Source organism: Imperialibacter roseus (assembly GCF_032999765.1).
GTDB lineage: Bacteria > Bacteroidota > Bacteroidia > Cytophagales > Cyclobacteriaceae > Imperialibacter > Imperialibacter roseus.
The window spans coordinates 1,404,127-1,424,960 of sequence record NZ_CP136051.1 but is presented as its reverse complement, the minus strand read 5'-3'; the positions used below and the strand labels follow the sequence as shown (position 1 = coordinate 1,424,960).

Below are 20,834 nucleotides of genomic sequence, written 5' to 3'. Positions count from 1 at the left end.
AAGGGGCACGTCGACGTTTGCAAGTGGGCCTCCGCTTAGTCGAACGGTTTGGACATTTCATCGAAAGAAAGCTGTCACTTATCGAAGCAGTCACGAGAAACCCCTACGGCCATGCTTCACGATTTTAAAAAAAATTGCCCAGGGATAAAATTCCGTTTTGTATGTGTTTTGTCAAAAACGGAGTTAAAAATTACATAGGACTTATCACTGAAACAGGTAAGTCCGGCATTCTGTTAGTCTGAAAATATGTGACCGGCCCACCATTCTTAAGTCTTTAACATAAAAAAACCGGAGGCCTTCGCCTCCGGCAATATCTTCAGTTAAAAAAATTCTTTGCTTTTGAGTGGCTAAAGTAAGCTGGCTTTCACCAGTATCAAGAAAAATATTATAAACTCCTTACAATTGTTTTGTCTCCCATCGTAACTTCCATCTTCACGTCGCTGGCAACTATGTTGCTTAGGTCGAATGTTTTACTGAAGCTACCCATCTCGTCAATGGCGCCATTAAAGAAGATGACCCCATTCTTGTCAGCAATCTTAACTTTTACAGCCTGATGACCTGTCTTCTTCACCACCAACTGATATTTGCCGCTTGATATCTCCTCAACATCTACGGCGTAAATTGCCCTTACTGCCGACCTGTCCTTCACATGCTGAATAGTTTCTTCAATCACCTTGCCGTCCCGCTCAACCGTCATACGGTAAGTTCCGTCGGGCAAATCCTGCAAGTTGTAGGGGCGCTCAAATGAAGTAGTGTAAGCAATCTTTTCCTTCATCAGGGTATTGCCTTTTTCGTTGGCGATTTTGATTGTTACCTGGCCTGGGCTGTCGGCGTCGAAACGCAGATTATAAATACCCATCGCCGTGCTTTGAGTGATTTTTACTTGTGATGATTTAGTAGCTTCATTGGTATTTTTGGAAGCTAAAGCCATACTGGTAACCATTACCAGCATTGCTGCTGTTGACATAACTTTTTTCATAATAATCGAGTTTTAAACCTTGTGATGTTGTACGGGCAAGGTTTCGGCCAAGTTCTGAGAAAAGCCGAAAGAAATTTTGAAAATAAAACTTCCGGAAGAGCACAGGAGGTAGTTGTATTAGCTTTTTGTTAATAAAACAGCTGATTTGTTGATGTATTTTCAAGAAAAGTACCTTAGGGCCGCCAGCACTGACGGCAGACCGCCATGCTCAGGGTTACAAAAAAGAAGTAAAAAAACCCTCTCCACCACTTAAAAAAGAAATACCCCGTTCATGTCGATTGTAAACCTTTTTCAAATCCGTACACACTTGTGGTCACAAACGGACACCCTTGGTGAACTTTTGGCTGTGTTTTACCCAAGCTGAAGCAAAGGGGCGCATGAAACCCAATACAACAATTGGCTTTCACAGTGCTCAAGACGCCTGAAGTGAGTTGCAGTGTTTCGGGCTTAACATCAATAACTTGTATAATTCTAAGTTGTCTTCCATCCTGCTTCAGTCCATTCCCAACGCCTATTTAAACTAAAGTTGCTTTGTGATAAGCCCGCAAATGCGTATTATGCTGCCCAATTAGTGAAAATCCAGCCACTTAAACCACATTGCTGTTATGAGCTTTTCGTCAATTGACATTGTTGTATTTTGTATTTATGCTCTTATCATCATAGGCATTGCCTGGTGGGTCTCCAGAAAAAAGGAAGGCGTTGAGCAAGATTCAACCGACTATTTCCTGGCAGGAAAATCACTTCCCTGGTATGCAATAGGCGCTTCTTTAATCGCCTCCAACATTTCGGCAGAGCAAATCATTGGTATGTCCGGATCGGGGTTTGCCATAGGAATGGCCATTGCAGCCTATGAATTAATGGCTGCAGTAACGCTGCTGCTGGTGGCCAAATACCTTTTGCCCATCTATTTAAATAAGAAGATTTTCACTATGCCTCAGTTTCTTTTGCTGAGATATGATGGCAGGGTAAGAACTAGTTTGGCTGTATTCTGGCTCCTTCTCTATGTTTTTGTCAACCTAACAACGGTGATGTTCCTGGGGGCGCTTGCACTTAATACTGTTATTGGCATTCCATTCCTGTATGGCATACTGGGTCTTGGCACATTTGCTCTCCTTTATTCTATTTACGGGGGATTAAAAGCCGTAGCCTACACCGACATTATTCAGGTGATATTCCTTGTCATCGGTGGTATTCTCGTATCAGGAGTCGCCCTTAATTTAGTAAGTGGCGGCGAAGGTGCTTTTAGTGGCTTCCTCACCCTCATCAGGGAAGTACCTGGTAAGTTTGATATGGTTTTTGATGTGGACTCCACTTATATGATCAATGGTGAATCCAAGTCGTCCTATATGGATTTGCCCGGAATTTCGGTACTTATCGGAGGCATGTGGATTGCTAACCTGGCCTATTGGGGATGCAACCAGTATATTACCCAAAGAGCCCTTGCAGCCAAGAACCTTACTGAAGCACGTAAAGGCGTGGCATTCGCAGCCTTCCTGAAAGTGATCATGCCCATCTTTGTGGTGATCCCGGGTGTTGCAGCATTTTACCTTGTAGATAAAACAGGAGACGCCAACATCATTAATGCTATGATGAGCGACGGGCTCATGAAGCCTGACAAGTCTTATCCGGCTATGTTGTCTCTCGTGCCAGCCGGACTGAAGGGAGTAACATTTGCCGCTTTAATTGGTGCCATTATTTCATCGTTGGCTTCTATGATGAACTCAACGGCGACGATTTTCACGATGGACATTTACCATAAGTTCATCAATAAGAATTCTACTGAAACCAACCTTGTGAAAATCGGTCGTATTACCAGCTTCGTTGCTTTGGCAATTGCGTGCCTTGTAACGCCCGCACTGGAAGGCTTCGATCAGATGTTTCAGTATATCCAGGAGTTTTCGGGCTTTGTGACCCCCGCCGTCACTGTCATCTTCCTATTTGGAATGTTCTGGAGCAAGTCAACTTCCAACGCAGCTCTGTGGGTCGCTGTGCTTTCAATACCTATCAATGCCTTTTTCTATTTCTTCGTACCCGAAGTGCCATTTATTGACCGCATGGGTTTTGTGTTCATTGTCCTTTGCTTTGCAATGATCATCATCTCGTGGATCGACAAAGCGGACTTCAAATGGAGAAATCAGAATTTCCTCATCATTGTTGGCTGCCTTTTCCTTTTTATCATTATGGAGGGTGGAAACCACGAAATGTTTGATGGAACGATCCTGAGCATGGATACTCATATCGGAAAAACGCTTATTCACCTGATGAGCCTGATGTTTGTGGCTGTTGCACTGTTCCTGTCTCAAGGAATAGACTACGACAAAAAAGCCATTGATATATCTAAAAAGGTTTATCGATCGTCGAAACAGTTTAATACCATGGCGCTCATCATCGTTGTGCTGGTGACTCTCATCTACATTATATGGTGGTAGTGCCCACTCAATAAGACCTGAAGGCTCGGAAATATCCGGGCCTTTTTTGTTAATTTGGGTTGCATTCAAAGGCAGGCAACATGGGCAGCACAAGCACACTTACGGAGAAACAGGAAAAGTTCAGACAGAAGATGCTGAACCCATTTCTTTTCTGGGTCTACACATTTGGCAACGTCCCTGCAGGGTGGATGGCCGGAATGAGACTAAAGGAACTGAGCAAAGAAAGGGCGGTTACTACTATCCCTTTCAAATGGCTTAACAAAAACCCTTTCAAATCTATATATTTTGCTGTTCAAAGCATGGCTGCAGAGCTTTCCACAGCGTCCATTGCCCTTTTGGCGATAACGGACAGGAGCCCGAGTGTGGCCACCATAATTGTTGATTTGAAAGCAGAATTCCCAAAAAGAGCGACTGGAAAAACCACCTTCACCTGTGAGGATGGTCAGAGAATATTTGAAGCAGTTGAGCTAGCCATAAGCACGGGGCAGCCTCAAACTGTGACTGCCAAAACCACCGGCACTTTGCCGGACGGCACAATCGTTTCTGTGTTTCACTTTACCTGGTCTTTTAAACAACGTTCTAAGTAATTTTATGAGGTTAGCCAGCATAATGCGCCATTCTTTCCCGCTTGTTCTCTTTCCACTTTTATTCTCCTGTAGTGGGCTCTCCACACAGGGTGATGAGGCGATTGATCCAAGGCTTTCTCCTGAGAAAAAGGAGGTTCTGAAATATCAAAGGGAAATAGCCTCGCTGGATATTCGAAAAATCACCACCTACCTTTACGACTGTGAGTCTACAGAGCCCAGAAGTCGCAGCACGGTGCTGGAAGAAAGGGAGTTTGACGAAGAAGGAAGGCTGCTGAAACAGGCGGCCTATGAATATTCAGGTGAGCTAAGAAGCAGAACCCACTATTTCTATGGACCGGAAGGTGACAAAACCTATCAAAACCTGTATAACCTAAACAATATTGTCATTCAGACTAAGTATTACGACAAGTTAGGGTATGATACGCTCACAACAGACTTCCTTGAAAGCGGACAGGTAAGAAGTGAAATGCGAAAGATTGTCACGCTGAACCCTGACGGTTTCCCTATTAAAATAGAGGAAAGAGATAATCTGGACAGAACCCACACCGTGGCCACCTACTCGTACAAAGACGAGGTGTTGCAGGAAGAAACGTTTACACGGTTTAATGTGGTGTCGGGCGATGAAGTGGCTACCCAAGTGATCCAGTACAATGAGTTTGGTGATCGCATCTACATGTCAAGCTCCACTGCAAGCATTATTGAGGACGAGGTATCGATGGAGTACGAATACAATAAGCACAACAAGATTGCCCATGCTCGCCTGCTGAACAAAGACCGGCTCGTTATCAGGGAGAAGGTCAACTCCTTCTATGGCGACGGAACTCCCAGCCATATTTCAGACTTCCATATCGATGAAACCACGGGAGACACCACCCGGGTCTATGAAGAGAATTTCAATGATAGCGGAAAATTGATTTCGTATTACATGAAGGCAGCGGCAGGTAACATCACCCAAAGTGGAGAATTCACCTATGACAAAAAAAAGCTTCTTGATGCGATCGAGTTCAATCAGGAGCAAAACCCCAACTACATCTGTACTTATCTGGAATACGAATACTACAAATGAAGCTCGCCAAGGGGCCTGTTCACCATTGACTTGTCCATGTCAGCTTCCATTGTATCAATCGTCTGTAACATAAGTGTAGCCTCATCATCATTGAGAATACAGATATTGTTCAGACCTCTGTTTTCAAGGCGGTCAATCACCAGATAGGCAGTAATTAAATCAATGTCCATTGCCGGCTGGTAGGTGCTGTCTTCCCGTTCTCCATTATTAATCTCAGAAAGGATTTTCACCTCTACTAACTCTCTGACAATCACATTGGCAAACCTGAAAGGAACAAGCAATCTGTCTGTAATTTCCCCAACCGTGAGGCCTGGCTCTCCATTTTTAAACCTGAGAATTAATAGCCTTACAACAAGCAGAGCAATGAATTCCTTGTGACGGGTACTAGGTTGCAAATGCTCATTAGAGAATTCATACCTCGCCGCATTTTGGTGGGCAAATGAAAGCTCAGCTCCAAACAACACAATCATCCAGCTGGCCTGGGCCCATATCAGAAACAAAGGAAGGGCGGCTAAACCACCATAGATGTCGTTGTACTTTGAAACACCCACCTGAAATTCTATATACCCCCATTGAAGCAGTTGAAAGGCAGTTCCTGCAACGACGCCGGCGATAACAGCCGACTTTACCTTTACACCGGTATTAGGCATGATCAGGTAAAGAAGAATTAATAGAAGCCAAATGAGTGTATAAGGCAAAAATTTAAGCAGAAACAAGATAAGAGGGGCGAACAAATCCAAAAGCTCAATCTGCTGAGTGAGAGTTTGCACCTCAGAGCTGGCTAAAACTGTGAGAGAACTGGAAAAGAAAACCAGGATTGGCGAAATAAGCAGTATGGCTGTGTACTCGGATATCTTTCGTTGTAAAGAACGCTGCTTTTTGATCTCCCAAATATCGTTAAAAGTCTCCTCTACGCTATTAAGCAACCGTAAAACCGTGTAAAGCAGCACAATCAAACCTACCCCTGCCACCACTCCTCCTTTGGCGTTTTTCAGCATATTTTCTGCTGCTTCAAAGGCAAACTCAGTCGCTTGCTCTTGCCCAGCCAGCAACGTGCTGATAGAATTTTGAATATCGAACCCAAATCCTTTACTAATGCCAAATGCAAGGGCAATAACCGGAACAATGGACAGCAAAGTGAAATAGGTCAACGCTGAGGATTTAACGCCAACCTCGTCTCTTATAAATCCTTTGCCTGCCAGCACAAGTACCCTAATCTGTCGGTAAAAAAACCTTCTGCCTTTCGGAAGCGAATCAAGTTTAATTCGCCAGATGTCAGTTTCTATGAATTGAGTAATATTTGTAATTTTCTCTTTCAACGACGCCATAAAAGGACTTTAGTGGTTAGGCTATTTTGAGCAAAGATAAAAATACTCAATAAAGGAAATAAAAAAAGGAGCCGAAGCTCCTTAGTACCTGAACCCAAATATAAATTCATACCTGGGCAAAAGATTTGACTTTCTTTACGTCGATTCTTACTCTTTACACTATTAAAACATCCCTCAACTCCGAACCCCCTACAGCAAGGTTAAAAGCTCCATTTAACACGGGTGTAGGCTACCTTGGCTAGCAGCGTATACCCCTCTCCTATGTCGCCAAGAAAAAATTGACCGAGCAGGTCGAGGTCAAGGTTAGGAACCACTGAGTAGGTGACAAAAGGGCTCGTGAAACATCCCATGTCTGACGGAAAAACCATCACAGAAAGACCACCACTGACCAGCGGATGGAACGGATAGCTGGCCTGGCCGAACACCGACCACCGGTAAGGAGACAGGCTCCGCACATCCAATTTATTAAGTGAAAAGGCGCCCAAAGCACTTTGATCGGGCTCGCTTACACCGCTCGAATTGAATAAGAACGAACCATTGACATAGAATGAATTCGCAAAAGAGTAGTCGATTGAGCTTGAAGTAATGAACTGAGCCTTGCGCCCGGCCGCCTCACCGAACCAGGTCATTTCACCCTTGAATCCGGCATTTTTAATACTGCCAGCCCAGCCGCCTCCCACCACAGCATGCTCTTTCATTTTTCCGGCAAACCCTTGAAAATCGTAGTTCCATTTATTCGTACGCCAGATGCCAGCAGCTACAACTTTGCTCCACGAATCCGCAGCTTTGATGGTTCCCTCCACGCTGGAAGCAACCCCAGTATAATACTGCACTCTCAACGCATCGCTACCAGGCCTTTCTTCATAGTCGAAATCAAAGAAGGAGTAGGCATTGAAAATATCGTTGGGGTTCCAGACCAGGTTTTGCCCCCAGTTGATGCGCTGTCGGCCGACTGTCACCTCCAGGTTGTTTTTGTTCCATTGCAGGTACGCACGGTCAATCATCATGTGCAGCACCGCTTTGTCATTATTAATTGGCAGCACCGACATGTCCACGTAGTCGTTGTTTACATCCACATAGGAGCCGTAGTTGGGAATTAGGCCCAGGCTATTGCCAATAAAAAAGCGATTTCGCACCTCCAAAGCACCGGTCAGGTGTTCATTCGGATACCACTTTAGGTTGAGCCTGTTGTGAATAAGGTTGTCAAACCTGGCGTCGTTAGGCGTGGAGAAATTAGCGGTAAATAAGTCTTTCACATAGCCCTTGAGAGTTAACTTGGGAGCTTCGTCCTGAGCCTGCGAGCTAAACCCACCTGCCAGCAGAATAACCAGCCCTGCGTACTTAGCGAACTTCATCCGAAACTATTTTTCCATCTTCAAGCGTGATCACCCGTCTGGCTTTGTCAATCACTCGCTGGTCGTGGGTAGAAAAAACGAAGGTGGCACCCTCTTTCTCATTCATATTGGCCATCATGTCGAGCAAAGTAGCGGTAGAGTGTGAGTCAAGATTGGCCGTTGGCTCATCGGCCAGAATGAACTCGGGCCTCGACGCCAAGGCCCTGGCAACCGCCACCCGCTGCTGCTGCCCACCTGAAAGTTCGGAGGGTCGGCGGTTCATTTGGTCTTTCAGCCCAACTTTTGTTAAGAGTTCCACAGTCCTTGCTTTTCTATCCTTCTCGGTCTGCTTTTGCAGCAGCATAATGAACTCTACATTTTCCTCAGCCGTAAGCACCGGAATGAGGTTGTATGCCTGGAATACAAAGCCGATGTGCTGTAACCTGAAGTCAATGAGCTCATTGTCGCTGAATTTCGAAATATCCTCCCCTCCCAACTCTATGGTTCCTTCGGTGGGCACATCAAGCCCTCCAATGATGTTAAGTAGGGTAGATTTACCTGATCCCGACGGACCTACAATAGCCGTAAACTCCCCCTTCTTTATTTCAAGATCTACGTGATTCAAAGCGTGAACCGGCACCTTGTCGGGGTTATATGTTTTGCTGATGTTTTTGGCGTTGATAACTATCATTTCTAAAAAAAATTGAATGTTAAAGTTTTCTTAATGCTTCTACTGGTTTCAGTTTCGTGGCTTTGCGGGCCGGGTAAACAGCCCCAAGCACCGCCGTAATCACCACAGTGAAAGCGAGCATGAAATAATTGCTGGCATCCAGAGAAAGGTAAATAATTGAGTCGATGCCATACTGCTCGAAAGAAGCGGCGTAGGCCGAGAAATCAAACCCATGGGAGCTAAAGTAAACAATGGTCAAATACCCCATGAGCATTCCCAGCGGCGCACCCGCCAGTGAGATCAAAATTGTCTCTATCATAATCATGGTGAACACACGAATACGCTTCATCCCAATGGCCATGAGCATACCTATTTCTTTGGTTCGCTCAAGCACAGCCATGAGCATGGTGTTGATGATGCCGAAAACCAGCGCCAGCATAATGATAACCATCAGCACCGTTTTGGAAATTTTTGTTTGCTGGGTCATCACCTCCAGGTCGGGGGCAAGGTCTTTGTACGAAGCCACCTCGAGGGCTGGCAGCGAAGTTTGTAAAGCAGCCTTCACCAGTTCCACTTCCTGAATATCCTGAAGCACTATCCCTATTTCTTGCGGTTGTACCCAGTCTGTTAGCTTTTCGAGGTCTCCCTTTCTCACAAATACCACTCCCTCATTGATTCGTGGCGATTTCGCTTTGATGATGCCCTCGATCCTGAAGGAGCCAGCCGTGATATTGTTGTGACTGTCCTGAAAAGTAAGCACCACCTTGGAGCCCAGTCTTACCTTTAACTTCTCTGCCATATGCTGGCTCAACACAATTGGGTTCCGTTTTACTTCAGTAAAGTAAGTGCCCTCGGCCAGCTGATCATCCAGGTAAGTGACACTCGCTTCAGCCTCCGGATCAATGCCGTAAATCATCGCCCCCTGAGTGGAATTAGCTGAACCAACCATGCCGGAAACGATCAGTCTTTCGGAGTACGAAGCCACTTGCGGCATTCCAGCAAGCACAGTTTCTACTTCGTTTGGCCCATTTATGCTGTTATTGAAAGTCGGATCATTCTTGTAGGCCTTGTTGTGTAGCTGGATATGGCTATAGTCGTACTTGATTGAATTGCCGACCAAATTGTTGGTGATGCTGTCGGAAAAGGCAAACAAAAAAAGCAGTGCCCACACCCCCAGGATCATGGCACCGATAACCACTCCGCTGCGGAGTTTATTGCGCCAGATATTTTTCCATGAAATATTAAAAATCATACTTCTTCAATTTAAGTTAACTGCGAAGTGCCTTGATCACCTTAAGCTTACCTACAATCCAAAGAGGATAGATCGCCATGAGAATCGTCATCACTAGCACCACCTGGGCCTGATTGACAAAAACCTCCGGCGCAAGCGAAAATGGCAGAATGGGTTCCATCCCTATTTTCTCGTACGCCTGAGCCATCTCGCCACCCACGTGAATGGGGTTAAGATAGAAATAGGCCAGAATGGGGCTCGCCGCAATAATTCCCATTACCACACCCAGCACCGCCAGCATAATGATTTCCAAAAGCAGCATTCCTTGCATCAGCCGGCGTTTCATGCCAATTGACAGCATGACGCCAAATTCATACTGCCGTTCGTTGGTCATCATGAGAAAGGTGCCGAAAATGCCAAAGGCGATGATAGCATAGAGCACGTATAACATGATGCGTCCGCTGGCGTAATCAACTTCAATGCTCTGAACGAGCTCTGGCATCAGCTCTTTCCAGTCCATCACCTCATACACGGCCGTGTCAAGCTTAGAGGTCAAGTCAGCTTTCACCAACGGCACTGCTTCGGAATTGTCGAGCAGCAAAGCCAGGGATGTAGCCCTGTTCGGCATATTGAAAAAGTACTGAGCATCGCTAAGCATGATATAGGCGGCTTGTGCACTCATTTCCTGTGTCGGAAACTTCAATGTGCCTACTATCCGGTATTTGCCAGCTGCATTTGCCCCATGATAGCCCTGACTAATCAGCACAAGCGTGTCGCCAGGTGCTGCCTTCAGGTAGGTGGAAAGTCCTTCACCTATCATGATATCTCCAGGGTTGGAAAGGTATTGTCCCTCCACAATCTTTCCCTGCAAATCGGTGAGCCCTGTTTCCTTTATGGGGTCAATGCCATTGACCAGAACGCCCTTGGTAAGGGTTCCATGAGACGCCAGGGCAAAAGACTCAATTCTGGGTACGTAAGCGCTCAGGTCTGCCTCTCCCGACAGTTTGGTCTGGAGGCTTTCCGTTACTTCCAGGCTATTGTCAAGCGTTTTGTCGTCCCAATAACCTTTTTCATGCACCTGGATATGGCCGGTGTAGAAGCGGACGGCATTTTCAATCATTCGCTCATAGGACCCCAACTGCATGCTCTGCATGATGCAGGCAAAAAAGACAGCAAATCCTATGGAAGCAAGAGTAATCAGCGTTCGGCGCTTATTGCGCCAGATATTACGCCAGGCTATCAATAGCAGCATAATCGATTAGTTATCTGATACGTTTTAGGTTCTGGATCGAGAAAAAGTCGTCGGGCTGGTTGGTATCAAAAGTCCGGCTCACATAATCGATCACCGTTTTCTGATCTGGATTTTCCGCAGGTATCATCTCCATGTGCGTGGGCAGCGTTCTGCCTCCCAACTCTTTGATATCGGACAGCACCATCGTGTTCACCAAATACTCATCTTCATCATAATATTTAATGAGTAACTGCAAATAATCTTTCTGATCGATATAAGCTTCTATTTTGCCCCACACTACTGGCGCATCCTCCTTGGGGGTCAGCTCCATTTTCCAACATTTCCGGCTTAACATCGTTGTGTCGCCCAATAGCTTGTGCGTGTAGTCGGTAACAATAGAAGACTGACGCACCAGGTCGTCGTTAGTGAAGTCTGAGCCCATCCACGACTGCATCATCATCGACGGTGGCATTTTAATCACCCTGTCAATGGAAGGCTGCCAGTTCCACATCTCCTTGCCTCTTTTCAAAAAGGCCGTGCCCTTGTCTCTTGCCGGCCCTGTGATCAATATCAGGGAATAATCCTGGTTTTTGTTCCAGCTTTTCATTGTGATTTCCCGAGTCCAGTCGGGCCGCACAATCTTCATCACCATTTCGGCATAACCATTCTCTCCTTGCATTTTCTCGTCAGCCTTCTTAATGATTTCAAGAGCCGTTTGGGCGTTTGCCTGATAAGCGAACAGACAAAAAATAAATCCTGTGGTCAAAAAATATTTCATAGCAATCAGTTATTGATTTTGTATGTGGTCAATGAATTTTCGTTTCACATCGTCAAATGGGTAATCATGCCCGAGTACGAGGTATCCAAAGCCAATGCCGTCCATAATAGCACCGAAGAAAAAATACTCGACCTCTGCCCGACCGGGAAATATCTCCTCGAACATGGGCATTAGCATGTCCTTCTTGGCCTTGCCCACAGTATCGAACCACGGCTTCATACTTTTCACCACGTCGGGCTGCATCATCAGTGTCAGAAACAGGCGCATGTACTCCTGATTATTGTACATAAAATCAGCCGATGCTTCTGCCATACGTATCAGCCGTTGCTTGGCGGTTGCGTTCGGATCCAGTGTCAGAATATCCTCGGAGTTTTTCATTGCCTCCGTAAAAATGGCCTGAAGCAAATCTTCCTTGCTTTCGAAATAATTATAAATAAGCCCCTTCGAAATGCCAGCCTTGGCGGCAACCTGAGCGATAGATGTGCTATGAAACCCATTGTGAGCAAACAAATCCAATGCTGCAGCAATAATCTTCTCCCTGCTCTGCTCTCTTATCTCGTCTATCTGCGCCTTGGTTCTTGGACTCATTTATAAGTTACTTTTACATTGACTAAACGGTCAGTCAAAAATATAGTTTCATTTTATCACTTGAAAGTTTTTCCGTGTTTTTTTGACTATCTATGCAAAAAGATAGGGTTCGATAGTAAATGTTTCCGCACACATTTTAATTTAAAGCACATTTTCCGATATTGAAGCCCCAAACAAACCCGTTCGCTATGAGATCCTTCTTTCGATTCACTCTTGTATCATTGTCACTTATCGTGTTTTCCTGCGGCACTAAGGAAAACAAGCTGATCGACGCAGGTGATATTCAACTCAGCTGGGAGCTGGTGGAAAATCAGGCGGGCGGAGAAAACCAGCACAAGGCAAAGTTTACTATCACCAACAATGGCCCCGCACTCTCAGGTACCGACTGGGCCATTTACTACAACCAAATCGCCAGTCATGATTTCGTCTTCCCGGAAGGGGCAAAGCTGGCCATCGAGTTTGAATTAGGAACGCTTTTTAAGCTGGTGCCAAAGGAAGGATTTGAACTAGGCCAGGGTGAAACGCTCACCTTCGAGTATACGGCGGGGGGTGCTATCGTAAAAAACTCACAGCAACCGCTAGGCCCCTACCTTGCGCAGGGAAATGAAAACGCCAAAACTATCAGCAACTACCAACCTGCCACCCTCACCATGGATAACCCCGAAGTGTTGAAGGTTGTAAAAACGCTGATTCCTACGGCTAAGAATCTCTTTGAAAAAAACCAGTCGCTCAAGATGCTCTCTGCCTCTCAGTTGAGCAACGTGGTGCCAACCCCCATGAGCATAATGGCAGGAAAGGGCTCGTTTATATTACAAACACCGCTTGTGATCTATCATGAAGCTGGTTTAGCCGGCGAGGCAGAATTGCTCAAGTCGGCTCTGAGCGAGGTGCTTGATGGCGACGTGAGTATTCAAGAAGGTAAAGGCCAATCGATGCAGCTCAAGTTGGGTAAATCCGGAGGGCCTGAGTCCTACACGTTGTCTATTAACACAACCGGCATTCAAATTACCGGAGCAGATGCTGCTGGTGTGTTCTACGGCATCCAGAGTTTAAGAGCGCTGCTGCCTGTGGCTACCTACGAAGCTCCAGCATCGGGCATTTCACTTGATCAACTGACTATTGAAGATGCTCCCCGCTACGCCTACCGGGGCATGCACCTGGATATGGCTCGGAACTTCGAATCGAAGGAAACAGTGTTTAAGCTGCTCAACCTGATGGCCTACTACAAGCTTAACTATTTCCACATGCACCTGAGCGAAGATGAAGCCTGGAGACTTGAGATACCCGGCCTTCCCGAACTGACGGAGATAGGCAGCCGCAGAGGGCACACCACTACAGAAGAAGAGTTTCTTCACCCGGAATACGGATCAGGCCCCGATCCCAACGACCCTAACTCTCCGGGCAACGGCTATTACAGCAAAGCTGATTACATAGAAATACTGCAACACGCTCATAAAAGACATATCAGGGTGATTCCTGAAATTGACATCCCTGGTCATTCAAGAGCTGCGATCGTTTCAATGAAGAATCGGTACAATCGCCTCATGAAAGAAGGCAAAACTGAAGAAGCCAATCAGTATGCCCTTCACGACCCCGAAGATGCGTCAGAATACATGTCGGTGCAGAACTTCCCCGACAACGTGATCTGTGTTTGCCGCCCGTCGGCGCTCACTTTTATGGAGAAGGTTTTTGACGAAATCATTGCCATGCACAAAGAAGCTGGTGTGCCGCTGGAATCGATTCATATAGGTGGCGACGAAGTACCTAAGGGCGTTTGGGAAAAGTCTCCGATTTGCAATGAATTCCGTAAGACTCACCCCGAAATAGCAAAAACGCACGACCTGATGCCCTATTTCATCGGAGAGCTGATCAAAATATTGGAGAAAAAAGGCATGCCAACATCCGGCTGGCAGGAAGTGGCCATGCGTGAAGGAGCAGATGGAAAAGAAGAGGTGAACCCGGCCTTTGCCAATTCAGGCATGCGCCCCTACGTATGGATACCCGACCCCAACTTACCAGGGCTTTTGGCCAACGCAGGATACACGCCTATCATCGCTAATGCCACCAAGCTGTATTTTGATTTGGCTTATAATAACGACCCGGAAGAGCCTGGCCAAACATGGGCAGGCCTCGTTAATACCCAGTCGGCGTGGGAAATAGTGCCGCAGAATATTTTCTACTCTTCGGAAAAGGATAGTCGGGGTAACTCAATAGACGTGGAGGCCGAAATGAAGAAGATGGTGAAACTAACGCCAGAAGGAGAAAGCAACATCCTCGGCATACAGGGACAGCTTTGGACTGAAGTGGCAAAAACTCCAGAGCTACTGGAGTACGTTGTATTTCCTAAACTGGTCGGACTGGCGGAACGGGCCTGGGCCGGCAACCCGAAGTGGGCGACCATTGACAATCTGGAGCAAAGAATAAAAGCTAGAGAGGCTGCCTGGAATGGTTTTGCTAACACAATGGGACAGAAGGAAATGCCAAGGCTTAGCTACCTTGAAGGCGGTGTAGGCTACAGAATCCCACGCCCAGGGGCGAAAATAGAAGGTGGACTGCTGCTGGCCAATAGCGAGTATCCCGGATTGATTATTCGCTACACGACCGACGGATCAGAGCCTACTGCCAACTCCCCGGAATACACTGAGCCCGTGGCCGTGAGCAGCATGGTAAAGCTAAAGTGTTTTGATATCAGGGGTCGGTCGGGGATGAGTTCCACCGTCTCTCCTCAATAAGATCGCTATAAAACTTCCTGAAAGCGTTCATCTTTCAGGAAGTTGAGTTATTATTGGTTAATAAAACTCCAACAAAATGAAAAACCTGCTTATTTGCTTTGCCGTTGCTTTTGTCGCAATCGCTTTCACTTCATCTAACACTATGGCTCAGGGAAAAGGAAATTCACTTCGTCACGTCGTACTATTCAAGTTCAAAGACACTTCCTCCGCAGAAGATGTGAAGAAAGTGGTAGAAGCCTTTGAGGCGCTCCCTAAAAAGATCAAACAAATTAAAGCTTTCGAATGGGGCACCAACAACAGCCCTGAAGGATTGAACCAGGGGCTTACCCATGCTTTCATCCTTACCTTCAACAGCGAAAAAGACAGGGATGATTACCTTGTTCACCCTGATCACAAGGCATTTGGTGGCATCGTAGGCCCGCACCTGGATGGTGTAACAGTAGTCGATTTCTGGGTAGAGAAGTAAAGGCCAACGCAGCGGTTTTTATTTCCGTTATTGGGTTAGAAAATGTAATCCCATGAACCGCAAAGACTTTTTAAAGCGTTCACTGATTATTGGAGGGTTGCTGGCTACCAGCAGCCCTCAATCTTTTGCCCGCAAAAGAAAGATGAGCGTTCGCCTCATCAGGCACGCCACTCTCTGGATTGAGATAGGTGGAGTGAACCTACTGGTAGATCCCATGCTATCGCCAAAAGACGCCATGGCCCCAGTGCAAAACGCCGGCAACAACTACCGCATCCCTATGGTGGACCTTCCACTGTCATCAGACGAAATAAAGTCACTTGTCAGCCAATGCGATGCGGTATTGGTCACGCATACCCACAGGGATCATTGGGACAGTGAAGCCCATGCAATGATACCTAAAAACAAGCCTATATTCTGTCAACCTTCGGATCTTGAAAAAATACGGGAACTGGGCTTTGAAAATGCCGTGGCAATTGCTTCCGACTATGCTTTCAAAGGCCTTTCCATTACCAGAACCGGAGGGCAGCACGGCACAGGTGAGATTGGCCAACTAATGGGGACAGTTTCCGGTTTTGTTGTAGGTGCAGGCGAAGAAAAACTATACGTTGCAGGAGACACCATCTGGTGCAGTGAAGTGGAAACCGCCATAGTCACGCACAAACCTTCTGCCATAGTAGTGAACGCAGGTGCAGCGCAGTTTCTCAAAGGGGATCCAATCACTATGACCCTGCCCGACATTGAGAAAGTGCTGCAGACGTCTGGCAAAGCAAAGGTCATTGCTGTTCATATGGACACGGTCAATCACTGTCTCCTGCACAAAATTGACGTGACCCAATACGCCTCCGAAAACAACCTCACAAAACGGCTGCTGGTGCCTGCCGATGGCGAGGTGGTGTCAGTTTAACTGCTTACCTTTCCATAAGAGATAAAGTAAATCGGCAGGTCAAACGTCATCATTTCTATGGGAACAAAAATCAACGCTATCGTTACCGGTGCCAGCGGCATGGTGGGCGAAGGGGTTATGCACGAATGCCTCAACCACCCTGATGTGGAAAAGGTGCTGGTGATAGGCAGAAAACCATGCGGCACCACGCACCACAAGCTTACTGAGATCATTCATAAGGACTTTTTTGACCTTAGCCCTGTTGCAGATCAGCTCAAAGGCTACAATGCTTGCTACTTCTGCCTGGGTGTATCATCGGTGGGTATGAAAGAGCCTGAGTACAAGAAACTTACCTATGACCTTACATTGCATGCGGCCGAACTGCTGGCCAGGTTGAATCCTGATATGACCTTCTGTTATGTTTCCGGCGCAGCCACCGACAGCAGCGAAAAAGGCAAAAGCATGTGGGCCCGGGTAAAGGGCAAGACGGAGAACGACCTGCTGAAGCTCCCCTTCAAGGCTGCCTACATGTTCCGTCCTGGTTATATGCAGCCAACGCCCGGCCTCAACAACACACTCAAATACTACAAATACATCACCTGGATGTATCCTTTCTTGAAAACAGTTTTTCCTGGCAGCGTAAGTACACTGGCTGACTTAGGACAAGCGATGCTGGGAGTAACATTGAAGGGTTATGATAAAAAAGTGCTGGAGGTGAGGGATATTAAAAGTATAAGTTTGAATTAATTATCTTTAGAGCTAATGCTCTTATTAATTCAGAATGAAAGACGATACCCAGGACTATCTATTTGACAAGCGAAATGGTTTTGAGCCAACAAATATGCCTTTCCAAATTGACAATATAGACTGGCAGCTTAGAATAGACCTGTGGAACGCCTTTTTCGTAATTATCTACAAGCAAATCGACTCTGTAGAACCTTATAAAACAGGGCCATACATAAAATTTCACCAGCTAATATGGGCTAGGTACCTCAGAAAGCCGTTAGATGACTTCCCTGAGGAGGATGAAGATTTCAAACTTATTATTAGAAAGTACATTGAGAATCAAAAATGGTTTAAAGTGTATAGCTTTTTTGAATTTGTTCTTAGAAATGCAAGTGAAGACAATACCTATGACATAGAGAGTTTGAAAGATTTGATAAATGAGGCTTTAAGAGAAAACAACTCAGGCTACTCTCTTTTGGAAACAAATTTTATCCCAATCATAAATGAAAACGAGCTCGAAGAGTTGATCAATTTAAAAAAGTCAACTAACAACAGTCGACTAAAGCTGATAGAAAATCATCTGGATGCATCGATAGAAATGATCTCGAAGAAACCAAAGCCGGACTGTAGAAATTCAATCAAGGAAAGTATCAGTATGGTCGAGGCTGTGTCAAGGATGATTGAGCCTTCAACTCAGACCTTAGGAAAAGCCCTATCAAAACTTGAACAAAACCAAAAAATAAGCCCCGAACTTAAGGCAGGCTTTGAAAAACTATATGCTTTCACAAATGGAAAAAACGGAATCAGACATGCCTTGATGGACGACGAATCTATAGAGATCGAGGATGCAAGATTCTTTCTGATATCATGTTCTGCTTTTACCAACTATCTAATCCAAAAAGCAAGCCGTAGTGGTATCACTTTTTAAATTATTAATTGATTAGGAAGTCTAAAATCACCTTTTTCAACACCTCCCTGTCCGGCTCCACTTTCAAACTCTCAACCGCCCTGTCAACCTTCTCTTTTCCTATCCTTTCCACCCTCGATTCAAAGACTTCTCTGTTATATTCCGTACTAAATTCGGGATGCCCCTGGATACCAAGAAATGCATCTCCGACAGTGAACATCCCAACCGGGCAGTCGGGAGATGAGGCCAATACCTTTGAGTTGGGAGGCAGTTTAACCACCTGATCCTGACAAAGCATGAGGATATTGAAGACATTTGGGGCGCTTTTCATCCACCCTGGTTTTTCCGCTATGGTGAACTGATGAACACCGATCAAATATCCGACATCAGCTCGCTCCACCTTTCCCCCAAGGGCCTCTCCCATCATCTGATGGCCAAAGCACACCCCGACAAACTTCTTACCGCTGTCATAAATCTCCTTCGTAAAAGCTTTTAGCTGGTGTATCCAGGCAATGTCGTCGTATACTGAAGCCTTCGAGCCGCTACAGACAAAGGCATCATAATCTGCGATGGCAGGAAAACTTCCATCGCAGACAAACCATGGTTCCAGTTTGAGCTCAGGCAGCAGTTGGTTAAACATGAAGGGGTAGTCGCCATGCTTCTCAGCAAACTGCGCCGCCACATGATCACAAACCAGCAGAGCCACTTTCATGTTAAGATACTCTCAAGTGAAACGACTTGGGACGGGTAAGGGCATCGTAACCTAGTGAGGACAGCGTGTACCCCTTGCCAGAGTTCTTCACGCCAGTCCAGGCTAACTCAGGGTCGAGGTAGTCGCAACGGTTCATGAACCAGGTGCCGGTTTCGACCTCGTTGCCAATAGAAAGGGCTTTGTCTACGTCCTTGGTCCAGATGGAAGCAGTCAAACCATACTGGCTATCGTTCATCAGTCGGATAGCTTCTTCATCGTCTTTCACGGGCATGATGCCTACAATCGGTGCAAAACTTTCCTCAGACATGATTTCCATGGTGTGATTGACATCTACCAAAACATGCGGAGCCAAATAGGGCGCCGACATCTCCGGAAAGTCAATGGCACTGACCAACAGTTTGGCTCCTTTGGCCACTGCTTCTTTCACTTGTTGCTGGGCTTTGGCCATGTTGGAAGGCCTTACCATTGGTCCCAGCGTAGTGTCAGCTTTGCGAGGGTCGGCTACCTTGTAGGTTTTTGTCATTTCAGCAAAGGCCTTTACGAATTCATCATATTTCGATTGGTGCACGTAAATCCGCTCGATACCGCAACAGCTTTGTCCTGAATTGAAGAAGGCCCCATCCACCAGGTTCTCTACTGCAAAAGCGAGATCTGCATCTTCCCGCACATACGCTGGATCTTTTCCTCCCAGCTCCAACCCTGCCGTAATGAACCTGTCACCAGCCGCTTCCTGAATGGCACGACCGCCTTCCACGGAGCCAGTGAATGCCACGTAAGCAATTCTTGAATCGTGGATCAGGTCGGCAACCTGGGCGTGGCTGATGTGCAAAAACTGAAAAACGCCGTCGGGTAGTCCGGCGGCTTTGAATGCCTCAGCATATCGCTCAGCGCAAAGGGCTGTTTGCTCGGCATGCTTCAATATGACTGTGTTACCAGCCATGATCGCAGGTATCACCACATTCACGGACGTGAGATAAGGGTAATTCCAGGGGGCCAGCACAAGTACAGTGCCCAACGGCTCTTTCCGAATAAAGCGTTTGAAGCCTTCTTTTTGCGATACTTCTTTGTCTTTCAATGCGTCAAAAGCAGAGGTGATCATAAACTCTGCCCGGTCTTTGAAACCGCCTTTGATTTCGTTAGGCGTATAACGCACCGGCCTACCCATTTGCATCGTAATTTCCATGCCCCAGTCGTCGGCATGGTCGACAAAGTACTGCACAGCTTTGCGGCAAATTTCAGCTCTCTTTTCCAGTGTTGTTTTTCGCCACGAAGGAAACGAATAACAGGATTTGGCTACAGCGGCATCTACTTCAGAATCCGTAGCGTAACTCCTTTCGGCGTAAACCGACCCATCGACCGGGCTGATGATTTGAAAACCTTTTTGCATAAACTTATTGTGGGGTTACATAGGCTGCTGTGATACCACCGTCTACCAGAAACTCTGTACCTGTCACATAAGACGAATCATCACATGCCAGGAACAACGCTGACTTCGCCATTTCCTCAGATTCGCCAAAGCGTCCCATTGGAATGTGCACTAAACGGCGTTGTTTTTTCTCCTCTGTATTCAAAAACTTCATGAGCAGCTCCGTTTTCAGGGGGCCGGGGCACAATGCATTCACCCTGATGTTTTCTCTGGCGTGAATAACGGCCAGCTCTCTGGTTAGCGAAAGCACAGCGCCTTTACTGGCGGTATAGGCTACCTGCGGTGTGGCGGCGCCAAGTATCGCCACGAAGGAAGCGGTGTTGATGATGCTTCCGCCACCTGCTCTTTTCAATGCGGGAATGCCGTACTTACAGCCAAGGAATACGCCCTTAGCATTGATGTTCATCGTCAGATCCCAGGTTTCTTCTGAGGTAGACTCGGCATTGTCGTCGTTGGAATCCATGATACCGGCATTGTTGAACAGGATGTTCAGCTTGCCATACGTCGCTTCGGCGAACTTTACCATATTTTCACAATCGGCAGCTTTGGATACGTCAGCCTTCACAAAGGCAGCCTCAAAGCCAGCAGCCTTGATTTCCCTGACTGTCTCTGTAGCACCTGCCTCATTCACATCGGCCACTACTACTTTGGCACCTTCTTTTGCAAACAGCATCGCACTGGCTTTTCCTATGCCACTGCTACCCCCTGTAATCAGGGCTACTTTGTCTTTTAGTCTCATGTATTGGTTATGGTAAATTTTA

19 protein-coding genes are annotated in these 20,834 nt (G+C 46.4%); 8 read left to right on the top strand and 11 right to left on the bottom strand.

The genetic code is table 11. The annotated features are described in order from the left end of the window. Positions 1-385: 385 nt before the first annotated feature. Positions 386-979 (bottom strand): hypothetical protein, encoded by a 594-nt coding sequence (locus RT717_RS06200; protein ID WP_317490870.1) that lies wholly within the window; start codon positions 977-979, stop codon positions 386-388. A gap of 605 nt (positions 980-1,584) precedes the next feature. On the opposite strand from RT717_RS06200, the gene RT717_RS06195 reads away from it, so the two are divergent. The 3 genes from RT717_RS06195 (at position 1,585) to RT717_RS06185 (ending at position 5,061) form a co-directional block, all read left to right on the top strand. Beyond that, on the top strand, positions 1,585-3,408 hold the full coding sequence (locus tag RT717_RS06195) for a sodium/sugar symporter (RefSeq protein WP_317490869.1): 1,824 nt from the start codon (positions 1,585-1,587) through the stop codon (positions 3,406-3,408). 80 nt (positions 3,409-3,488) lie between these two features. Beyond that, on the top strand, positions 3,489-3,995 hold the full coding sequence (locus tag RT717_RS06190) for a PaaI family thioesterase (protein WP_317490868.1): 507 nt from the start codon (positions 3,489-3,491) through the stop codon (positions 3,993-3,995). A 22-nt stretch (positions 3,996-4,017) separates the two neighbouring features. Next, entirely contained in the window at positions 4,018-5,061 is a 1,044-nt protein-coding gene (locus RT717_RS06185) for a hypothetical protein (protein WP_317490867.1), read from the top strand. Here RT717_RS06185 and RT717_RS06180 read toward each other — a convergent pair. The 7 genes from RT717_RS06180 to RT717_RS06150 form a co-directional block, all read right to left on the bottom strand. Next, the gene (locus tag RT717_RS06180; RefSeq protein WP_317490866.1) at positions 5,052-6,389 is read right to left on the bottom strand and encodes a YihY/virulence factor BrkB family protein; all 1,338 of its coding nucleotides are present in this window, start codon (positions 6,387-6,389) and stop codon (positions 5,052-5,054) included. The genes RT717_RS06185 and RT717_RS06180 overlap by 10 nt on opposite strands. A gap of 200 nt (positions 6,390-6,589) precedes the next feature. Then, entirely contained in the window at positions 6,590-7,744 is a 1,155-nt protein-coding gene (locus RT717_RS06175; protein WP_317490865.1) for a hypothetical protein, read from the bottom strand. Beyond that, entirely contained in the window at positions 7,731-8,414 is a 684-nt protein-coding gene (locus RT717_RS06170; RefSeq protein ID WP_317490864.1) for an ABC transporter ATP-binding protein, read from the bottom strand. Before RT717_RS06170 ends, RT717_RS06175 begins: the two co-directional genes overlap by 14 nt. Positions 8,415-8,433: 19 nt before the next feature. Beyond that, positions 8,434-9,645, bottom strand: a complete 1,212-nt coding sequence (locus tag RT717_RS06165) for an ABC transporter permease (RefSeq protein ID WP_317490863.1) — start codon at positions 9,643-9,645, stop codon at positions 8,434-8,436. A gap of 16 nt (positions 9,646-9,661) precedes the next feature. Then, on the bottom strand, positions 9,662-10,876 hold the full coding sequence (locus RT717_RS06160) for an ABC transporter permease (protein WP_317490862.1): 1,215 nt from the start codon (positions 10,874-10,876) through the stop codon (positions 9,662-9,664). Between the two features lie 10 nt (positions 10,877-10,886). Then, complete coding sequence (locus RT717_RS06155) at positions 10,887-11,633, bottom strand: outer membrane lipoprotein-sorting protein (protein WP_317490861.1); 747 nt, start codon at positions 11,631-11,633, stop codon at positions 10,887-10,889. Positions 11,634-11,642: 9 nt separating this feature from the next. After that, positions 11,643-12,221 (bottom strand): TetR/AcrR family transcriptional regulator, encoded by a 579-nt coding sequence (locus tag RT717_RS06150; protein WP_317490860.1) that lies wholly within the window; start codon positions 12,219-12,221, stop codon positions 11,643-11,645. 188 nt (positions 12,222-12,409) lie between these two features. Here RT717_RS06150 and RT717_RS06145 point away from each other — a divergent pair, with 188 nt between their 5' ends. The 5 genes from RT717_RS06145 to RT717_RS06125 all read left to right on the top strand — a co-directional run bounded on the left by RT717_RS06145 (position 12,410) and on the right by RT717_RS06125 (position 17,956). Next, complete coding sequence (locus RT717_RS06145) at positions 12,410-14,953, top strand: family 20 glycosylhydrolase (RefSeq protein WP_317490859.1); 2,544 nt, start codon at positions 12,410-12,412, stop codon at positions 14,951-14,953. Between the two features lie 76 nt (positions 14,954-15,029). Then, entirely contained in the window at positions 15,030-15,419 is a 390-nt protein-coding gene (locus tag RT717_RS06140) for a Dabb family protein (protein ID WP_317490858.1), read from the top strand. 52 nt (positions 15,420-15,471) lie between these two features. Further along, entirely contained in the window at positions 15,472-16,323 is an 852-nt protein-coding gene (locus RT717_RS06135; RefSeq protein WP_317490857.1) for an MBL fold metallo-hydrolase, read from the top strand. A gap of 57 nt (positions 16,324-16,380) precedes the next feature. Then, complete coding sequence (locus RT717_RS06130; RefSeq protein WP_317490856.1) at positions 16,381-17,049, top strand: NAD-dependent epimerase/dehydratase family protein; 669 nt, start codon at positions 16,381-16,383, stop codon at positions 17,047-17,049. 34 nt (positions 17,050-17,083) lie between these two features. Then, positions 17,084-17,956, top strand: coding sequence for an AbiJ-NTD4 domain-containing protein (locus RT717_RS06125; RefSeq protein ID WP_317490855.1), 873 nt, complete (start codon positions 17,084-17,086; stop codon positions 17,954-17,956). Positions 17,957-17,960: 4 nt separating this feature from the next. Here RT717_RS06125 and RT717_RS06120 read toward each other — a convergent pair whose 3' ends face one another. The 3 genes from RT717_RS06120 to RT717_RS06110 are packed head-to-tail and all read right to left on the bottom strand — an operon-like array spanning position 17,961 to position 20,812. Further along, positions 17,961-18,647, bottom strand: a complete 687-nt coding sequence (locus RT717_RS06120) for a type 1 glutamine amidotransferase (RefSeq protein WP_317490854.1) — start codon at positions 18,645-18,647, stop codon at positions 17,961-17,963. Between the two features lies 1 nt (position 18,648). Beyond that, entirely contained in the window at positions 18,649-20,034 is a 1,386-nt protein-coding gene (locus RT717_RS06115; protein ID WP_317490853.1) for an aldehyde dehydrogenase family protein, read from the bottom strand. A 4-nt stretch (positions 20,035-20,038) separates the two neighbouring features. Beyond that, positions 20,039-20,812 carry a glucose 1-dehydrogenase gene (locus tag RT717_RS06110; protein ID WP_317490852.1) on the bottom strand — a complete coding sequence of 258 codons (774 nt, stop codon included), beginning with the start codon at positions 20,810-20,812 and terminating at the stop codon, positions 20,039-20,041. Positions 20,813-20,834: the final 22 nt, after the last annotated feature.

Coding starts and splice junctions, on each gene's coding strand:
- RT717_RS06160 (WP_317490862.1), bottom strand. CDS start 10,876: ATGCTGCTATTGATAGCCTGGCGTAATATCTGGCGCAATAAGCGCCGA.
- RT717_RS06145 (WP_317490859.1), top strand. CDS start 12,410: ATGAGATCCTTCTTTCGATTCACTCTTGTATCATTGTCACTTATCGTG.
- RT717_RS06175 (WP_317490865.1), bottom strand. CDS start 7,744: ATGAAGTTCGCTAAGTACGCAGGGCTGGTTATTCTGCTGGCAGGTGGG.
- RT717_RS06115 (WP_317490853.1), bottom strand. CDS start 20,034: ATGCAAAAAGGTTTTCAAATCATCAGCCCGGTCGATGGGTCGGTTTAC.
- RT717_RS06170 (WP_317490864.1), bottom strand. CDS start 8,414: ATGATAGTTATCAACGCCAAAAACATCAGCAAAACATATAACCCCGAC.
- RT717_RS06195 (WP_317490869.1), top strand. CDS start 1,585: ATGAGCTTTTCGTCAATTGACATTGTTGTATTTTGTATTTATGCTCTT.
- RT717_RS06130 (WP_317490856.1), top strand. CDS start 16,381: ATGGGAACAAAAATCAACGCTATCGTTACCGGTGCCAGCGGCATGGTG.
- RT717_RS06120 (WP_317490854.1), bottom strand. CDS start 18,647: ATGAAAGTGGCTCTGCTGGTTTGTGATCATGTGGCGGCGCAGTTTGCT.
- RT717_RS06110 (WP_317490852.1), bottom strand. CDS start 20,812: ATGAGACTAAAAGACAAAGTAGCCCTGATTACAGGGGGTAGCAGTGGC.
- RT717_RS06180 (WP_317490866.1), bottom strand. CDS start 6,389: ATGGCGTCGTTGAAAGAGAAAATTACAAATATTACTCAATTCATAGAA.
- RT717_RS06150 (WP_317490860.1), bottom strand. CDS start 12,221: ATGAGTCCAAGAACCAAGGCGCAGATAGACGAGATAAGAGAGCAGAGC.
- RT717_RS06125 (WP_317490855.1), top strand. CDS start 17,084: ATGAAAGACGATACCCAGGACTATCTATTTGACAAGCGAAATGGTTTT.
- RT717_RS06140 (WP_317490858.1), top strand. CDS start 15,030: ATGAAAAACCTGCTTATTTGCTTTGCCGTTGCTTTTGTCGCAATCGCT.
- RT717_RS06155 (WP_317490861.1), bottom strand. CDS start 11,633: ATGAAATATTTTTTGACCACAGGATTTATTTTTTGTCTGTTCGCTTAT.
- RT717_RS06135 (WP_317490857.1), top strand. CDS start 15,472: ATGAACCGCAAAGACTTTTTAAAGCGTTCACTGATTATTGGAGGGTTG.
- RT717_RS06185 (WP_317490867.1), top strand. CDS start 4,018: ATGCGCCATTCTTTCCCGCTTGTTCTCTTTCCACTTTTATTCTCCTGT.
- RT717_RS06200 (WP_317490870.1), bottom strand. CDS start 979: ATGAAAAAAGTTATGTCAACAGCAGCAATGCTGGTAATGGTTACCAGT.
- RT717_RS06190 (WP_317490868.1), top strand. CDS start 3,489: ATGGGCAGCACAAGCACACTTACGGAGAAACAGGAAAAGTTCAGACAG.
- RT717_RS06165 (WP_317490863.1), bottom strand. CDS start 9,645: ATGATTTTTAATATTTCATGGAAAAATATCTGGCGCAATAAACTCCGC.